This window comes from Streptococcus sp. GS001 (genome assembly GCF_021595565.1).
Classification (GTDB): domain Bacteria; phylum Bacillota; class Bacilli; order Lactobacillales; family Streptococcaceae; genus Streptococcus; species Streptococcus xiaochunlingii.
In genome coordinates this window covers 411,105-426,969 of record NZ_JACSYJ010000002.1, presented here as the reverse complement: position 1 = coordinate 426,969, position 15,865 = coordinate 411,105, and the positions used below count along the sequence as shown (strand labels likewise).

Sequence of the window (15,865 nt, the reverse complement as noted above, 5' to 3'; positions counted from 1 at the left end):
TCAAAAAAATCGTATGTTTGAAACATACGATTTTTCAATTGTTAATTTCCTTGGTCCAGACTTTGGACGGTTTGATAGGCTTGGTAGATCAAGAAGAGTCCTACTGCTGTCAAGAATGGAATAGCAAGAGGGAGTTCTGTCTCGATTTGGCCAAATGGTGAATTGCCGACAAAGTGAAGGCCAAAGCCAGCTACAAAATAGAACCAACCCGTCAGCATCAACTCCTTGCGACCTTTTGTCGCTTGAAGGATCAAGTAGAGACCCACCATAAAAAGAGCTGTGTAGGTCCAGTGAGATACGACCCCGTTCATGATCCGACCTAGGATACCAGATACTGCATAAGAGAAGCCTTCCGGCATATCTTGACGGATATAAGCAAAGTCCTCCACAATCTGGAAACCAAGACCAGATGCAATCGCTAAAAGGAAGATGGATTTGATCCGACGCACATTGAATAAATAGAGAACAAAGAAGATTGGAATCAACTTGAAGGGTTCCTCAAAGAGGGGCCCTGCGATGGCACTCTCATACTGGTTCCAAAAATCACTATTAGGCGCTACTGCCTGAATCATCTCATGGAAATAGGTATTGGCAAAACTAGACAGCCAACCTGCGATAAAGCCCCCACCTAGAAGAGAAAAGAGAACCGGAATCCAGGACAACTTCCACTTCTTGGCAAAATGAAAGAGAGCCCAAACAGCAGGAATCGCATAAACTAAGAGCAAGAGGACAGAGACTCCAATGATCCCATACTGACTGCCTGTCATCCAACCAGCTGTGATAGACTGCGTCTCATAGGCTAGACCAATCGAGAGCAAGAATAAAAATAGAAACAAAATCGATTTGCGTTTCATAAAAAACCTTTCTTAAGAACAATTAAAAAGGCTGGAATCCCAGTCTTTTTGTCTATATGGATATTGTAACAATAAAAGCTTAAAAAAACAATAAATGGCTACGGGTAATAGAGACTGCTGGTTATTGCCAATACTTGCGATGAAGAATCTTACATGATACAATATAAGACATAACATTAGCAGGAAAATAAGGTTGAGTTTTTACTCTTCGGGTTTCGGTGCTATCCCTGAAACTTTGGTTTCTAAACAACTGGAATTGCGATTGAATCGTTCGCCCCCAGTGTTATCAGCTCTCGACTTCGGTCGGGAGCTTTTTCTTACTTTCCTTAAGAAAACAATTTAACTAAGTCAATCCTGTTCTGTTATGGATGCTTACGAAACACAGTTTATTAGTTAAAAGACTCAAATTTTGTCTTTTAACTAATAAAACTAGTAAAATGCTCTTAAAACATATAACAACATCTGCTATTTTGTATCAATATAAGTTTAAAATTCAAGAATAATAAATGTATAAAATTAATATTTTCTAGTGATTAAAGTTATATTTATTTTCTCTATTAATAAACGCATCTTCTCCACCCTCAAGAATATCGCAAACATGTGTTCTAATACTCTGTTTTTGAAGTATGAATTGAGATTCTAAGTTGTTCTTATTATTCTCTAAAGCTCCATTTATATAGTCAAACTTCTCACCATTTTGATTTGGAAAATCATCAGATTGTTGATTTGCTACAATAATATTTTCTGCATCTCCAGCTACAACTATATTGGGATTATGAGTAACAATTATTATTTGCCGTTTTAGTTTAGTTTGTTTAATATACTGCGTTAATTGATTATATATTGCTCTATTATCCAAGCTATCTTCAGGTTGGTCAATTAATACTGGGATTTTACTATCTGAAAATTCCAATATTAATTTTAATACTATAAATGCTTTTTTCCCAGGGGACATTTGATCAAACTTATCACCTTGATACTCGATTTCAAATTGATAGTCATAAAAATTTGTTGTAAAAAAATGCTCTATATGGTTTAACTTATTTCTATTTCCATTAAATGTGAGATTATCATCTTCAAATATTGAGTCAATTACCTCATCAAAAGAATTAGTTAGTTTATCTATAAAATCTTGTTTTGAACGACCACGGGCACTGATGTAATCAAATTCCAGTTCAAGATCTTTTAAATTAAATTCTATTGAGATTTTTAAACTATCGTCATCCTCAATTTTAAAAGAACTTAACAAATCCTCTCTATATTTGGAATAAACTTTATATTTTGAAATAATTTTATTCTTGATATTTTTATTTTCTTTATCAAGTTCATTTTTTCTATTTTTGAATTTTTCAATCCTAGATAAATTATCATATTCACCCTTAATAAGAGAATTTAATCTTGCTATCTCTGAATTATTTTTAGTAGCTTCAATACATTTTATATAGATATTATCATTTTCTATACTATTTATCTTATTTTCATTATTTCGGATTTGATCTTCTTTATTTAGTTTAATTCTACCAATTTCATATTCTTGTTGTTTTCTAAATATATCTTGTAATCTAGCATTCAGTTGACCAATCTCGACTCTTAAATCTACTGAAGGCGACAATGTATTATCATAACTTTTAATTTCAAATGTAATTGGTGGTATACTAGATAAATATTTTAAATCGGTTTCATAAATGGCTCTTTTGTTTTTTAACTCTTGTAATTCTCTATTTTGAGTTTCAAATAACTTACCCTCCATTTCAGATATCTTACTATCATCCATTAATAATTTTTTATTAGCCTCATAGTTTTCTATTCGATTTTTCGTAGCTTGTTCCTCTGCTTCAGGCTTAACCAACTCACTAATAGAATTTTGATTCTCTTTATAATTTTCAAGCAACTCAATAATTTCAATTCGCAAATTGTTACAGTTTTGCTCATATTTCTTTAGCTCAAGGTCCATATCTTTTGACTGAATAATATTTCCCACTAAATCCTTAAGTTTCTCCCTTTCTCTAGCTAAAGTATACATATGCTCTTGAGGTATATACTCAATACGTCTAGAATTTTCCTCTTGTTGATCTTTCCAAATAATGTGAAAATCATCCAAATTTTCAAATGAGTAGGACTTAGTAGTCAATTCATGTCCCAATTTTTTCGCAATTGAATTTAACAAGGTTGACTTACCAGTTGAACGTCCCCCAATAATTGCATTTAAATTTTCAGATAAATATATATTACAATTCTTATATTGTATCTTGTCAATGACAAGTTCATCTTTTTCAAGAATTGGTTTATCTTTCTTAACACAAATACGATATTCTGGTTCATATTTAATTTGCTTTAAACCTTCAAAAGTTAAATCAGCTTTAACCCAAGAATATTTTGTTCCGATTTCTTCTAATGAATGAGCATCTGAAGATTGAAGTAATGGCCTAACGTATGGTGATTGATTTAACCAGTATTCTCTATCGTTCATGATATTATTATGAGCACATTTTTTATCTTTACAAGTTACTGAATTATCACAACTCGAATGAATCAGAAAATCTGAATTAACACAGATATTTTCATAAACTGCCTTATTTTTAGGATCAGAGTCGCTAGTAGCACTACCGTGACCTCTAGCAAGAAAACCAGTTAAAAATCTACCACCTAAATCATTATCATTATTTAACACTTTCATCAATGTACTGAAATCAATATTTGCAACATTTTCAATTTCACACTTTGTTAGAGTATTAAAAGACTTATCTGTGCTACCTATATTTGCTTTTAATTGTGCCAATAAATTTTTAATAGTTACATCTTTCAACTCATTATCAAAAATTATATGGTAATCAAAAAGTTGGTCAGTTTTATTTATGTTTGAGAGTCTAACTTCAAGATTCAAGAAAGTTGCAATACCTTGCATGTTTAACTTATTCTTTAACTTAAAGTCATGCTCAGTAAAATTAAAATAATTAGTTAAACCAACTGCTGATATGTTATTTTCTTTTATTTTTTGAATAAATTTATCTTCATCAATTTCTCCCTTACCATCTGATAATCCAAACTGATTATTTATCATAGTATGTGGAGAATGGATATGCAAATCCCATTTTCTAAATTCTGATCCTCTGTTCGACACTTTTATCCTCCAATTTATCAAGCTAATATTATTAAAGAAATTACAACTCTCTCAATCTTTCCCTAACCTCATCCTTACTTACTTCTTCGTTAAAGAATGGTAAACCAACAATTCGGTACCGATCATCATCTATAAGAGTTTTCGCTTCATCTCGCTCAGAAATTTGACGTAAGAACTCTTCCTTCCAACCCTCTTTACCATTTATAAACGTACCTTCTGAATCTAAGAACTGGCTTCCTTTTGGTTCTATGAAAATCTGCCATGAAACATTACCAGTCTTCTTATCATTTGCAAACATGAGAAAATCTGGTTCAAATGGTTTCCCTTTATCAAAACTATAAATTCTCACAGCTTTTTCATTTCTAAGAAGATAAATATCTGTCCATTTTTCTTCTAACTCGGACATTAAATCTTTTAATAAACGGACAAGTAATTTTTCTTCATCTGTACCAAAGTTATCATCATATGCGTACCAATCAAAACTATCAAGATCTTCATAGTAATTTGTCTCCGCAGGATTCTTTTGCGATAATCCAAATTCAGCTTGACTATTCTTTTTGATAGTATATTTTCTAAGGATGTTATCTTCAAACAAATCTTTAATTTGGTATTTTTCAAAAGTATCTGAACCAAAGAATCGTTCCTCTTTCGGAATTAAATCCTTCTCTATATGGTGAAGTAATTGTTCAGTAATATATAGTTTATCTTCTGGTGTTAAATCCGAAACAAGCTTATGCTGACTTTCAACTCGTACATCTATATCAGAGAGCATCGTGATAAATCCTGAAACACTTCCTAGTCCTAAAAAGGCTTTTTGAAGATTATCAAAGGTGAAATTCTTATTTCGGTTTATTGCAGCGCGTACAATATTGTTTCCAATTTCTTTACCAAATTTAAAACTAACTGAACCCAGAGGTTCAGAAATATAGAGCGACTCATCAAATGCATCTATATCATGAACGCCTTGACTTGGTAAAACAACTTCAAAGGATTTTGGAATAAATGACGTATCAAAAAGACTCTCTTGACGCCCCTCAGCTAATTCTTGGTACGATAGGCGTTTATTCATCCATACAACTCCATCTGTATAGGTCCGAGTTTTCTTGAAGGATTCTTTCAGTTTCAGCTGTCGCTCTTCCAATTCTTGATCATCATAAATACCAGATTCACGTAAAACTTGCTTCAATTCAGAAATATAACGTGGATTATTGGCAGAGTGATAATGCAGTTGTTCAATTACACGAAGTTCATTGTTCTCATTTTCATCAAATTTACGAGTATATTTTTCTTCTACGTTATTCCCAATTACAAAGGGATAGTAACGTGCTCCACGACCAATGAGTTGTTTTTCTGTGTTTGTTGTCTTACCAGCTACAAATCCATTTTTTGTTGTCTTACCATCACGTATATCGTACAGTCTGACAATATCGAAGAGATTCAAAACATCCCAACCCTCATTCAACATATCGACCGCAAAAATAGCACGTATCTCATTTTCAGGTTGCTCTAAAGTATTTAATAAGGACAAACTGTTTTTATTCTTATTCTTTCCATCCACTAGAAGTAAACGCTCTAGTCGAAAGTCTTCTTGGAGTTCTGAAATTAAGTCAGTATCAGAAATTCCTGCTGTTTCAAAATACTCAAGTGCTTTCTTTAAAATATTATTTTGTTCTTCCGTTTCTGAGACTAATCTTCGTTGGTTCTGAATATCTTCAACTGTCAAACAATCCAAAAGCTCTAAAAATGAATGTAAGTTACCTTCACTCTCAGAAATCTTTTGGGATTTAAACATTACTAATGGCTTTAGATTGATGCCGTTTTTTAAGGCAATCTTTTTACGGAATTGACTAATCAAAATTGCCTGTAACATACGGTTGTTCACACTTCCATCAACTAAATGGAAGAGAACATCTTTCGAATATTTATCTAGCCGAAATTCTTTCAAATCATACTTAAACAACAAAGATTTTTCGTACTTTTGAGCCAATGTAGGATTTGATAAATCAATCGTTGCTGTAAATTCAAAAATACTCGATTTTTGTGCAATTTTCTGAATCGTTTCAATCGTGTTAGTCCAACTAGTATTATCTTCTTTTTCAGATTTACTCAGTCCAGCATTCAAATGATGCGCTTCATCAGCTAGCATCACAACTGAAATATCCTTAAATTGTTCATAAGACAACCGATTTTCACGAGGAGTATTGAGATCTAGGTGAAGTTTCTGAATGGTCGTAAACACAATATTAATGCTATCATCACGACTATCAGAGAAATCTGTCACTTCTCGTATGTTTACATTTTGATTATCGATAACGATTTTATCAGTGAAAAGATATTTTCCTGAACTGTTCCCTAAAAAGTTATCTCTTGTTTTGGTTAAAATATTTTCATTATTGACAAAAAAGATAAAGTTACGTTCCCCTTGCTTATATTTTTCAAGAATTACAGCAGCCATCAAGAGTGTCTTTCCTGAACCAGTTGCCATGTTATAAAGAACCTGCTCTGGAATAGTGCGGTTTTTATCAGTTTTGTAATACAAATATCGGCCAATTGCTTCTTCTTGGTATGGACGTAAAGGATACTTTAGATTTTGAATAATATAATTTGGAATAAGTTCTCGAAAATCAATAAAGCCAGACTGACTTACAGTGTCGTAAGTTTCATAAATAAACGTCATGACTTAATTCTCCTTCCCATAGAAAGATCTATTCAATTTCTTTTCCTGTTCTGATACTTGATAATCTCTATCATCTATATCACTATAATTCACATACAGATTATTATTATCAATGATTTCAGACAGTATTTGTTTTTGCTCTGCTAATGATAATTTTTCAAAATCTTGCTTTCTTAATTTTTTAGGATCAACACGATATGAAAGGAAGGAAGATTTCTTAGCTTGTTCAAATAGAGTTAAAAGTTGATCTGTTGAAGTTGCATCCACAATTGCATTTTTGAACTCTTGAGCATCATTTTTTAATTCACAATAGACAAATGACCCGCCACCTTGCCACTTAACATCTTTTGAGATTCCACCTTGTTCTCCATCAATAACTTTCTTTAATCTTTCTACAGTAACTGTTTCAATGTAATCCATTTGTTCAATTCCAATGTACTGACGGTTCATTTTATGAGCTGCAGCAGCCGTTGTTCCTGATCCAAGAAAGAAATCCAAGACAATGTCATTTTCTGAAGTAGAAATTTCAATTATGCGCTTAATAGTCCCCTCTGGCTTTGGAAACATAAAAACTTTATCTCCAAAAAGTTCACGAAGGTGAATCGTCCCTCTCTCACTATTAACTTCTTTATCCCACCATACTTAACGTGCCATTGTACTACTCTTTCTATACTTTTCTTGAATAGACCATCCTCCATCTTTCATAGCTTTTGCCATAACATTAATATTCTTATTTTCAATAAATTTAGGTTTTCCCCATCTCCAAACCGTCTGAATTCCTCGAGATTTTTTAGGCATGACTTCAACTGAAAATTTGTCAGTTTTCACCTCAGAAACTCTATAAAAACCCGAATCATCTTTCGACTCAGGATCGACAAAGATTGGATAAACTAAATTTGGCCGGTTACCTATATGGAACGCAGTATTTCGATTTCGAAGTTCTCTAATATCAAATCCACCATACTGATCTTCAAATTGAAATTTCTTTTCAGGATCATTTATCAAATTTAGTTCTGCATAGGGCTGTTTGTACACAAAGATAAATTCATGCATATTCGCAATTCCACCGTAGTCACGTCCACGCGGATTATTCACAACTGTTATTAATTCAACAAAATTATCTTGTCCAAAAATTTCATCTAAAAGAACTCCAAGATATTTCACCTCATTATCATCTAGATGTATAAAAATAATTCCCTCTTTAGATAGCAATTCTTTAGCTATCTCTAAACGTTTTTTTATAAACGTTAGCCAAGTTGAATGATTAAAACTATCATTATATCTAAACCCATCATTCCCTGTATTATATGGCACATCAATATAAATAAGTTTAACTTTCCCAGCAAAACGTTTCTTTAAGCTGTGGAGAGCAATCAAGTTATTTCCTTTGATAATTAAGTTGTCAGTATCTTTCAACTCTTCAACATCATGTTCTCCATCTTTATCAAATCGCTTAAAATTTGTAAGAACTTTATCATCTAATAAGCGATTAATTTCTGAAGGTGCGAGCGTTTCATTGAAGAATATTTCTTGACGTTTTGCGTCCTCCTTTGTTTGTCCCCCTTCAAGTACACAGTCTTTGTAGGGAAAATTCAACACTACGTTCTTATCTTCAGATAAGTAGTGTCCATTCTCAGTTGCTAATCCAATTTTTGTTTTATACGCTGTGAAACTATCAGGTAAGAATTCTTTATTATTAAGGAACTGCAAAAAAACATCCTTCTTAAATATTTGGATACCTGTTTCCAATGTTGAAAAGAAATGACTGGCTACTTTCTCATCTCCCATCAAAACATTTAAGAGTTCCGGATCATATCTACGAGCTAACTCAGCCAATTTATTTTTGTTTAAAATACCCTCAACTAAAAAATTTTCATGTTGAGAAAGCAGTTCTTCTAATTCTTGTTTCATAAGTTACTACCTATATCCTTTCAGATAAACTAAATATTGTAAATTAATTATATCATGGACCTATGTAATTAATGGGTTTTATATAAATATTGTAGGTTATTATTTAACAGTTAATAACTCCAAAACTAAACCATTCATAATCATACCTCCTATCGATTATTATATTAATACAATTTTACCCCTTCTTTCCTAAAAAATCAAACCATTATATGCATTTATCTGGAATATTTTACTAATTTATTAATAGTTCCAATTCCCCCCATTTTTTCATTATCACAAACAAAAAAAGCGTGCATTCACGCTTTTTAGTCTTCCCATTTTGGTTGGTTGATTTCTGCCAAGCTATCGTCCTGATGGATCGCTTTTTCCACCTTCTCCACTTGGACGACTTGGAGCGGGATCTTCTTAAAAGGTCCCCAGTCTGTGACAACCTCCATTCGATATTGTTTCTTTACGACCCAGCTTTTTTCTTCCCTTACATCGACACTCCCTACTCGTACTTGAGGCTGGTAGCTTTCATGGATTAAGCATTGGGTCAAAGCTCTGAGCCGCTCACCCTCATCTGCTATCTCCAACTTGGTCAACAGCTCTTGATCACTGACATCTTTTATCAAGATACTTCTTAGGTAGTTATCAAACCCTTTCAGATACTTGAATCCTAGCCAAAGCAAGCCCAGGATCAGGGTCAAAAATAGGATGATAAAGATATAGTAGAGAAAAATTGGAAAGTCTGAGCCTTTTGCATTGGACACACCAGTGAAAAACAAGAAGACAAGACTCAGCAAGAAGAACCCTGGCACCAGAAAGAAAATCCAGAAGATGGTCGATCCGTACACAAGAAAATCAGAGAGATATTTCCCCACAACTAAGGCTCCAATCGAGCCTTTCTTTGGTTTTCTCGTCTTTGCTGACTGATTCATTTTTCCCATGGCCTACTCCTTTAGGTCTATCTACCACATTCCCATCTTATATAAGGCTCTACAAACTATTGCAACTATGACACATCATCGTCTGAAAGTTATCCTCTCAAGGTAACCCACATTTGCTCAGTAAGTGAAATTGATTGTTCTCATTTTCAACTATTATATCATACAAGCACTTTCCCCAAGATCCATACTTCCATAAACCAACAAAAAACACTGAAGATTCAGTGTTTTCTTTCTAATTCTGTCCCCTGCCGGAATCGAACCAGCAACTACTCCTTAGGAGGGAGTTGTTATATCCATTGAACTAAGGGGACCCTATAAAAAAAGAAGCGAGATCACTCCCGCCTCCTTGTTCGTCTTAACGACGGATTTCTTTAATACGAGCTGCTTTACCTTGCAATGCACGAAGGTAGTACAATTTCGCACGACGTACTTTACCGTAACGTACAACTTCAATCTTTTCTACACGTGGAGTGTGTACTGGGAATGTACGTTCAACACCGACACCGTTAGAGATTTTACGAACAGTGTACATTTCAGTGTGTCCTTGACCTTTACGAGCGATAACAACGCCTTCAAAGATCTGGATACGTTCACGAGATCCTTCGACAACTTTCGCGTGTACACGAACAGTGTCACCAGGACGGAATGCAGGGATATCAGTACGAAGTTGACCTTCAGTCAAGCTTTGGATTAATGGATTCATTTTATTCTCCTATCTTCGTCAATCTTGAGGGCTACTCCCCCAGCGGATAAACTGTATTTTTGTGCTTCCATTACGCACAAAGTTTATAATACCAAAAGAATGTCCGTTTGTAAAGGATTATTGCAACTTTTTCGCAACTTTTTGTCCACCATAGATAGACAAAGCTGGAAAGAGACGCGTAGCGACCAGACAGACTAGGAGAAAGGCTGGCCAATGCTGGAATCCAAAGACCTCACACCCGATCAAGATGGGGCCAATGGTCGTAGAGGTTGCCCCAGCGAAGACTGCCGCATAGCCCAAGGCCGCTACCAGATAAACCGGCAGTCCAAAGAAAGGAGCTAGCCATACACCTAGACTCGCCCCGATAGAAAAGAGCGGGGTCACTTCTCCTCCCTTATAGCCTGCAGCAATGGTCGTCACCGTAAAGAGGAGCTTGAGGATCCAGTCTGCTCCAGTGATCAAGCTCTTGCCATCAGCTCCCGAAAAACTTTGGGAGATCAGGTTGGTTCCCAGTCCTGTATAGCGACCTGTCCCAATCAGATACAAGAGAATACTCAGTCCGAGACCGACCACTCCGATCCGCACATAAGGATTGGCAAAGGTCTTGGCAAAGCTTGTTTTTAACTGCCCCAAAAGATAGGCGAAGAGCTTGCCTGTCAGACCAAAGATGACTCCTAAGACAAGCAACTGCAAGAGTACGTGAGGCGATAGGGAGAGCTTGTCTGAAATGACCTGGGTGAACTTCTCTAGCCCCAAGGTGTGAGAGGTCCAACTAGCGACAAAGGCTGCAATGGTGGCAGGATAGAGAGCCCGCCACTCCAGTCTCCCAACTACTAGGACCTCCATAGCAAAGAAGATGGCAGCTAGAGGCGTCTGAAAGAGGCCACCGAAGCCAGCTGCCATCCCAGTGACCAAATAGACCCGTGAAGCGTCTGAGCCAAGTCCCTCTCTTCGTAGAGCATGGGCCACTGTCCCACCGAGCTGGACCGCCACTCCTTCGCGACCAGCGGATCCACCAAAGAGATGCGTCATCCAGGTTGAAAGAATAGTCAAAGGGATTAACCGCTTGGGAATGTCTTTCTCCTTTCCCTCTCCCACTTCAAAGAGCAGCTCCATCCCTTTTTGACTCTTGCCCCCATAGGTGCGATTGAGATAGGTAATCAAGATACCTGCTAGAGCTAGAAAGGGCAAGAGATAAAGGAGATAGTCTGTACGAACTTCACCAATCCCGATCAAAACACGGCCAAAGAGGGTATCAATCACCCCAACGATCACCCCGATTATGAGGGCATCTAGGGTATACACTAAGGTTCTTTTAAAGATCGTCATATCAGCACCCTAATCCTCATCTAACTGATCGGCCTGGTAGCCTCTGGAGCGCTTCATCAAATCCCGATAAGTGGCAAGGATGGTCTCTTCATAGCGTTTTTCCTGGACCAAGCTGGCTACATTGGCTAAGACCTCTTCTTCTCTAGCCCGGTCCAAGACAGGATTTTGATGGGTTTCTTTGTAGCGAATGACATCTTCCACACAGTGCATCCGGCGTTCTAACAGACGGACCAATTCTTTATCAATGCTGTCAATCTCTTGGCGAATCTTCTCTAGTTCCATACACTGGCCTCCTTACTTTTTGCTACCCATTTTATCAAAAATCGCGCAATCTTACTAGCCCTATCCAGCTATTGAAGGTTTTCATCCATAAAAAAAGTGCTTGCCACATGCAAACACCTTTCTTAGCTATGGATTAGCCTACTTTTGCTACGACTTCTTCTGCAAAAGCTTCTAATTTTTCAATATCTTCATCTTCAGCTGACAAGTCTACCTTGACGCACTCAGAACCTTTAACCGCACCAGTCGCTGCAAAGACACGATCAAAGTCATCGACTGCCTTACAGAACTCGTCGTAGAAGGTATCACCGGATCCAACAACACCGTAGATCTTACCATTCAAGTCAAGACCAGCTAAGTCTTCATAAAAGTCTACGATTTCGTCAGGAAGCTCACCATCACCGTAGGTATAGGTCGCTACGACTGCAATATCAGCTTCAAGAAAGTCCTCTGCGTCTACTGTTGTACATTCGTCGACTTCTACTTCGACACCAAGATCACGAAACTTATCTGCAACGATATCAGCAATCTCTTCTGTATTTCCTGTCATACTTGCAAAAACAATCTTTGCTAATGTCATAATTCCCTCCAAATAATAATCTTATGACATTATACCACTTTCGCGCGCATTTTGCATAGGGAAGTACTGGGAGCCTGGCATTGTTCGGAAATTGTCCACCTGAGGCTAGACAACCTTTTTCTTTTCCAAATGCCCTCCTTATGCTAAAATTGAATGAGAATTAAATGAGGTACTATATGCAGATCACACAGGACATTTTAGAGAAAATCAACCACTACGATACCATTATCCTTCACCGTCATATGAATCCGGATCCTGACGCGATTGGAAGCCAGGTCGGTCTGAAGGAAATTATCCAGACCAACTTCCCAGACAAAAGAGTCCTAGCTACCGGCTTTAACGAGCCGACTCTTGCTTGGATGGCTAGCATGGATACTGTAACAGATGAGGACTATGCGGGTGCCTTGGTCATTGTCTGCGATACTGCTAACACCCCTCGCATCGATGACAAACGCTACACAAGCGGCGATTTTCTGATCAAAATCGACCACCATCCAAACGATGATGCTTACGGAGATCTCCTCTGGGTAGACACAGATTCAAGCTCTACAAGTGAGCTTATCACCCTCTTTGCTCTTGAACAAGAGCTTGAGATCAGTCCAGAAGCAGCCCGTCTCCTCTATGCTGGTATTGTCGGAGACACTGGACGCTTCCTCTATCCTTCGACGACCAGCCGGACTTTCGAGATGGTTGCCCACCTTCGTAGCTTTGACTTTGACTTTGCAGGTCTTTCTCGTCAGATGGACAGCATGAGCTCTAAGATCGCCAAGCTTCAAGGCTATGTCTATGATCATCTTGAAATCGATGAAAATGGAGCTAGTCGCGTGACCCTGACCCAAGAGCTCCTCAAACACTACCAAATCACAGATGCTGAGACTGCTGCGATCGTCTCAGCACCTGGTCGGATCGAAGACGTCAGCGTCTGGGCTATCTTTGTCGAGCAAGCAGATGGCCACTACCGCGTCCGTATGAGAAGTAAGGCTCTGGTAATCAACGAGATTGCCAAACGCCACGATGGTGGAGGCCACCCCCTCGCCAGTGGAGCCAATTCTTATTCCTTAGAAGAGAACGAGCAAATCTATCGGGAACTACAAGAAGTTGCCAAGTCCAAATAGATAATGAAAATCAATCAAGTAGGTCAGTTGTTTCTAGTGGAGACGACTGACTTTTTTCATTTTGAACAAAAAACGAATGAATCTTAATAAAATTTAGAAAAATGTGAACAATTTCTTCAAACTCCATTCCAGTTTGAGCTTATTTATGTTATAATAATCACAAAAAAAGGAGACCTTTTATGCATAAGCATCGTATTTCTATCATTCTCCCAGCAGCTCTTGCTATTATCTCTAGCTTTTTGCCATGGGCTTAACTGAATGCCGGAACATTCGGAAGTTACAGTATTAGTGGAACACAAGGTGGAGATGGATGGTTTATCATTGTCCTATCTATTGGAGCAATCGTTCTAGCTTGCCTCCCAAACATTAATTCGCCGATGAACAAGAATTTTTCCATCGGTGTTATCGTTATCGGCGCCCTCGAATTAATCATAACTCTCGTTAATATCATTAACGTAGGACAATATGCAGTCAACTTTGGTGACTATGGTGTTTCTATAGGATTTGGCTTGATTAGTGCTGTACTTGCAAGTATCGCTACCATTGTCAGAGGACTCCTTGCCATGTCTGGTGGTAAAATCACTAAAGGAACATTCCAAGAACTTGCATCAACAGGTAGAGGATTTGCCCAATCTGTTGCCTCATCTGTCCAATCACCACAACAACCAGGTCAACCTGGACAACAACAATGGCAACAACCGCAACAAGGTTTTGGACAGCCTGCTCCAGGACAAGGGTTCCAACAAGCACCTCAACAGCCTCAACAAGGTTTCCAACAAGCGCCTCAACAACCTCAACAAGGTTTCCAACAAGCGCCTCAACAACCGCAACCAGGTTTCCAACAAGCACCTCAACAGCCTCAACCTGGTTTCCAACAAGCGCCTCAACAACCGCAACCAGGTTTCCAACAAGCACCTCAACAACCTCAACAAGGTTTCCAACAAGCGCCTCAACAACCTTGGCAACCACAACAACCTCAACAACCAGAACAGTCAACTACTGAACCTGGTCAAGAATAAAAGATTTCTATTAATCTTGCATGGCTAACATTTCCTTTCTAGGACTGTTAGCCAGAGTGGGAAAAGCTTGTCTGATCGGATGAGCTTCTCCCACTTTTTTTCTTTATAAAATGCGAAAAAAATTGGTAAAAATCCTTGCCAAACTCTCTTGTTTTTGATACACTAGCTAAGTAACAATCTATGGCTCGGAAAGAGACCATGGCAGAAAGGAATTATTGCAAAATGAAAAAAGATATCCATCCAGAATATCGCCCTGTTGTCTTCATGGACACTACTACTGGTTATAAGTTCCTTAGTGGTTCAACTAAGTACTCTAGCGAGACTGTTGAATTCGAAGGTGAAACTTACCCATTGATCCGTGTTGAAATTTCATCAGACTCACACCCATTCTACACTGGACGTCAAAAGTTCACTCAAGCAGATGGACGTGTGGATCGTTTCAACAAAAAATACGGTCTCAAATAAGAAACCAATCAAAACCACTTCCATTTGGCAGTGGTTTTTTCTTGTCCTTGTCAGCACAAAAATACCGCTCCTTCAGGCTTCCTGAAAGAGCGGTTTTCTTATTATTCGTAGTCGCCACCGGTAAAGTTAAAGTATTCTTCTAGGCTTTTTCCTGAAGCTGCGACGTCTTTTGCATCTTCTCCGATATAGCGAAGGTGCCAGCTTTCCGGCATGTAGCCTGTGCTTGCTTCTTTTCCTTCTTGATAGCGGACGATAAAGCCATACTTGGCAGCATTCTTAAGCAACCATTTGCTTGCGCCTGGTTCTTGGACCAGATTGCCACTAGTATCGATGAGGTCAAACGCTAGACCTGTCTGGTGCTCACTATAGCCAGGACGAGCTGAGTAGCGATCTGCTGCAGCTACTCCGTCTTTATTGACATAGCTTTGGTAGAGATCAACCTGAGTCTCATAACTGCGGAAACCACTGTATTGATCGCTGATAGCATAGCCTTCTGCCTGCATGGCTGCGATCAACTCGTGCAAGGCCGCAACAGCTGTTGGATCCTCACCTGGATTGTAGTCTGCAGCTAGGGGGTAGTGCTTGTTGGCGATGACGATATCTCCAGACTTCCCTTGGACACTGTAATAAGAACCATTGAAGGAAACACCTTTGTCTACTGTGACTTCGCCAGCCTTCTTCGTTGACTTGTCGCTATCATCAGACGAACTTGCTTCAGATGATCTTCTTTCTTTTCTAGTGGATGACTGCTCGACTTGCTTACTGGAAGCAGGCTCATTTTGTACCGAGTTCTTTGAATCGTTCTGTTGACCACAAGCTCCCAGACTCAATATGAGAAGACCTGCAAGCGTCAATTTTTTCATGCTTAATTTCATCATTAATC

12 protein-coding genes, 1 tRNA gene and 1 pseudogene are annotated in these 15,865 nt (G+C 37.9%); 3 read left to right on the top strand and 11 right to left on the bottom strand.

The window, feature by feature from the left end; all coding sequences use genetic code 11:
• Nucleotides 1-41 precede the first annotated feature (41 nt).
• The 10 genes and pseudogenes from H8S88_RS05630 to H8S88_RS05580 form a co-directional block, all read right to left on the bottom strand.
• Nucleotides 42-854, bottom strand: a complete 813-nt coding sequence (locus tag H8S88_RS05630) for a PrsW family glutamic-type intramembrane protease (RefSeq protein ID WP_125336168.1) — start codon at nt 852-854, stop codon at nt 42-44.
• Between the two features lie 526 nt (nt 855-1,380).
• Nucleotides 1,381-3,975 carry a TrlF family AAA-like ATPase gene (locus H8S88_RS05625; protein WP_236128124.1) on the bottom strand — a complete coding sequence of 865 codons (2,595 nt, stop codon included), beginning with the start codon at nt 3,973-3,975 and terminating at the stop codon, nt 1,381-1,383.
• Nucleotides 3,976-4,015: 40 nt separating this feature from the next.
• Nucleotides 4,016-6,652 (bottom strand): DEAD/DEAH box helicase family protein, encoded by a 2,637-nt coding sequence (locus H8S88_RS05620; protein ID WP_236128123.1) that lies wholly within the window; start codon nt 6,650-6,652, stop codon nt 4,016-4,018.
• Nucleotides 6,653-6,655: 3 nt separating this feature from the next.
• Nucleotides 6,656-8,563 (bottom strand): annotated as a pseudogene (locus H8S88_RS05610) (DNA methyltransferase).
• A 305-nt stretch (nt 8,564-8,868) separates the two neighbouring features.
• Nucleotides 8,869-9,492 (bottom strand): hypothetical protein, encoded by a 624-nt coding sequence (locus H8S88_RS05605; RefSeq protein WP_125335590.1) that lies wholly within the window; start codon nt 9,490-9,492, stop codon nt 8,869-8,871.
• A gap of 239 nt (nt 9,493-9,731) precedes the next feature.
• A tRNA-Arg gene (locus tag H8S88_RS05600) sits at nt 9,732-9,803 on the bottom strand.
• Nucleotides 9,804-9,847: 44 nt separating this feature from the next.
• Nucleotides 9,848-10,195 (bottom strand): 50S ribosomal protein L19, encoded by a 348-nt coding sequence (gene rplS, locus H8S88_RS05595; protein WP_003003254.1) that lies wholly within the window; start codon nt 10,193-10,195, stop codon nt 9,848-9,850.
• Between the two features lie 117 nt (nt 10,196-10,312).
• Entirely contained in the window at nt 10,313-11,524 is a 1,212-nt protein-coding gene (locus tag H8S88_RS05590; RefSeq protein WP_125335588.1) for a chloride channel protein, read from the bottom strand.
• A 9-nt stretch (nt 11,525-11,533) separates the two neighbouring features.
• Complete coding sequence (locus H8S88_RS05585) at nt 11,534-11,806, bottom strand: chorismate mutase (protein WP_236128120.1); 273 nt, start codon at nt 11,804-11,806, stop codon at nt 11,534-11,536.
• Between the two features lie 133 nt (nt 11,807-11,939).
• Complete coding sequence (locus H8S88_RS05580) at nt 11,940-12,383, bottom strand: flavodoxin (protein ID WP_023026746.1); 444 nt, start codon at nt 12,381-12,383, stop codon at nt 11,940-11,942.
• Nucleotides 12,384-12,559: 176 nt separating this feature from the next.
• On the opposite strand from H8S88_RS05580, the gene H8S88_RS05575 reads away from it, so the two are divergent.
• The 3 genes from H8S88_RS05575 (at nt 12,560) to H8S88_RS05565 (ending at nt 14,982) form a co-directional block, all read left to right on the top strand.
• On the top strand, nt 12,560-13,498 hold the full coding sequence (locus H8S88_RS05575) for a DHH family phosphoesterase (protein WP_236128119.1): 939 nt from the start codon (nt 12,560-12,562) through the stop codon (nt 13,496-13,498).
• Nucleotides 13,499-13,875: 377 nt separating this feature from the next.
• Nucleotides 13,876-14,517, top strand: coding sequence for a hypothetical protein (locus H8S88_RS05570; protein ID WP_236128118.1), 642 nt, complete (start codon nt 13,876-13,878; stop codon nt 14,515-14,517).
• 222 nt (nt 14,518-14,739) lie between these two features.
• Nucleotides 14,740-14,982: a type B 50S ribosomal protein L31 gene (locus H8S88_RS05565; RefSeq protein ID WP_003016441.1), complete on the top strand. Its 243-nt coding sequence runs from the start codon at nt 14,740-14,742 to the stop codon at nt 14,980-14,982.
• Between the two features lie 101 nt (nt 14,983-15,083).
• Here H8S88_RS05565 and ldcB read toward each other — a convergent pair whose 3' ends face one another.
• Complete coding sequence (gene ldcB, locus H8S88_RS05560) at nt 15,084-15,857, bottom strand: LD-carboxypeptidase LdcB/DacB (protein WP_236128116.1); 774 nt, start codon at nt 15,855-15,857, stop codon at nt 15,084-15,086.
• Nucleotides 15,858-15,865 lie beyond the last annotated feature (8 nt).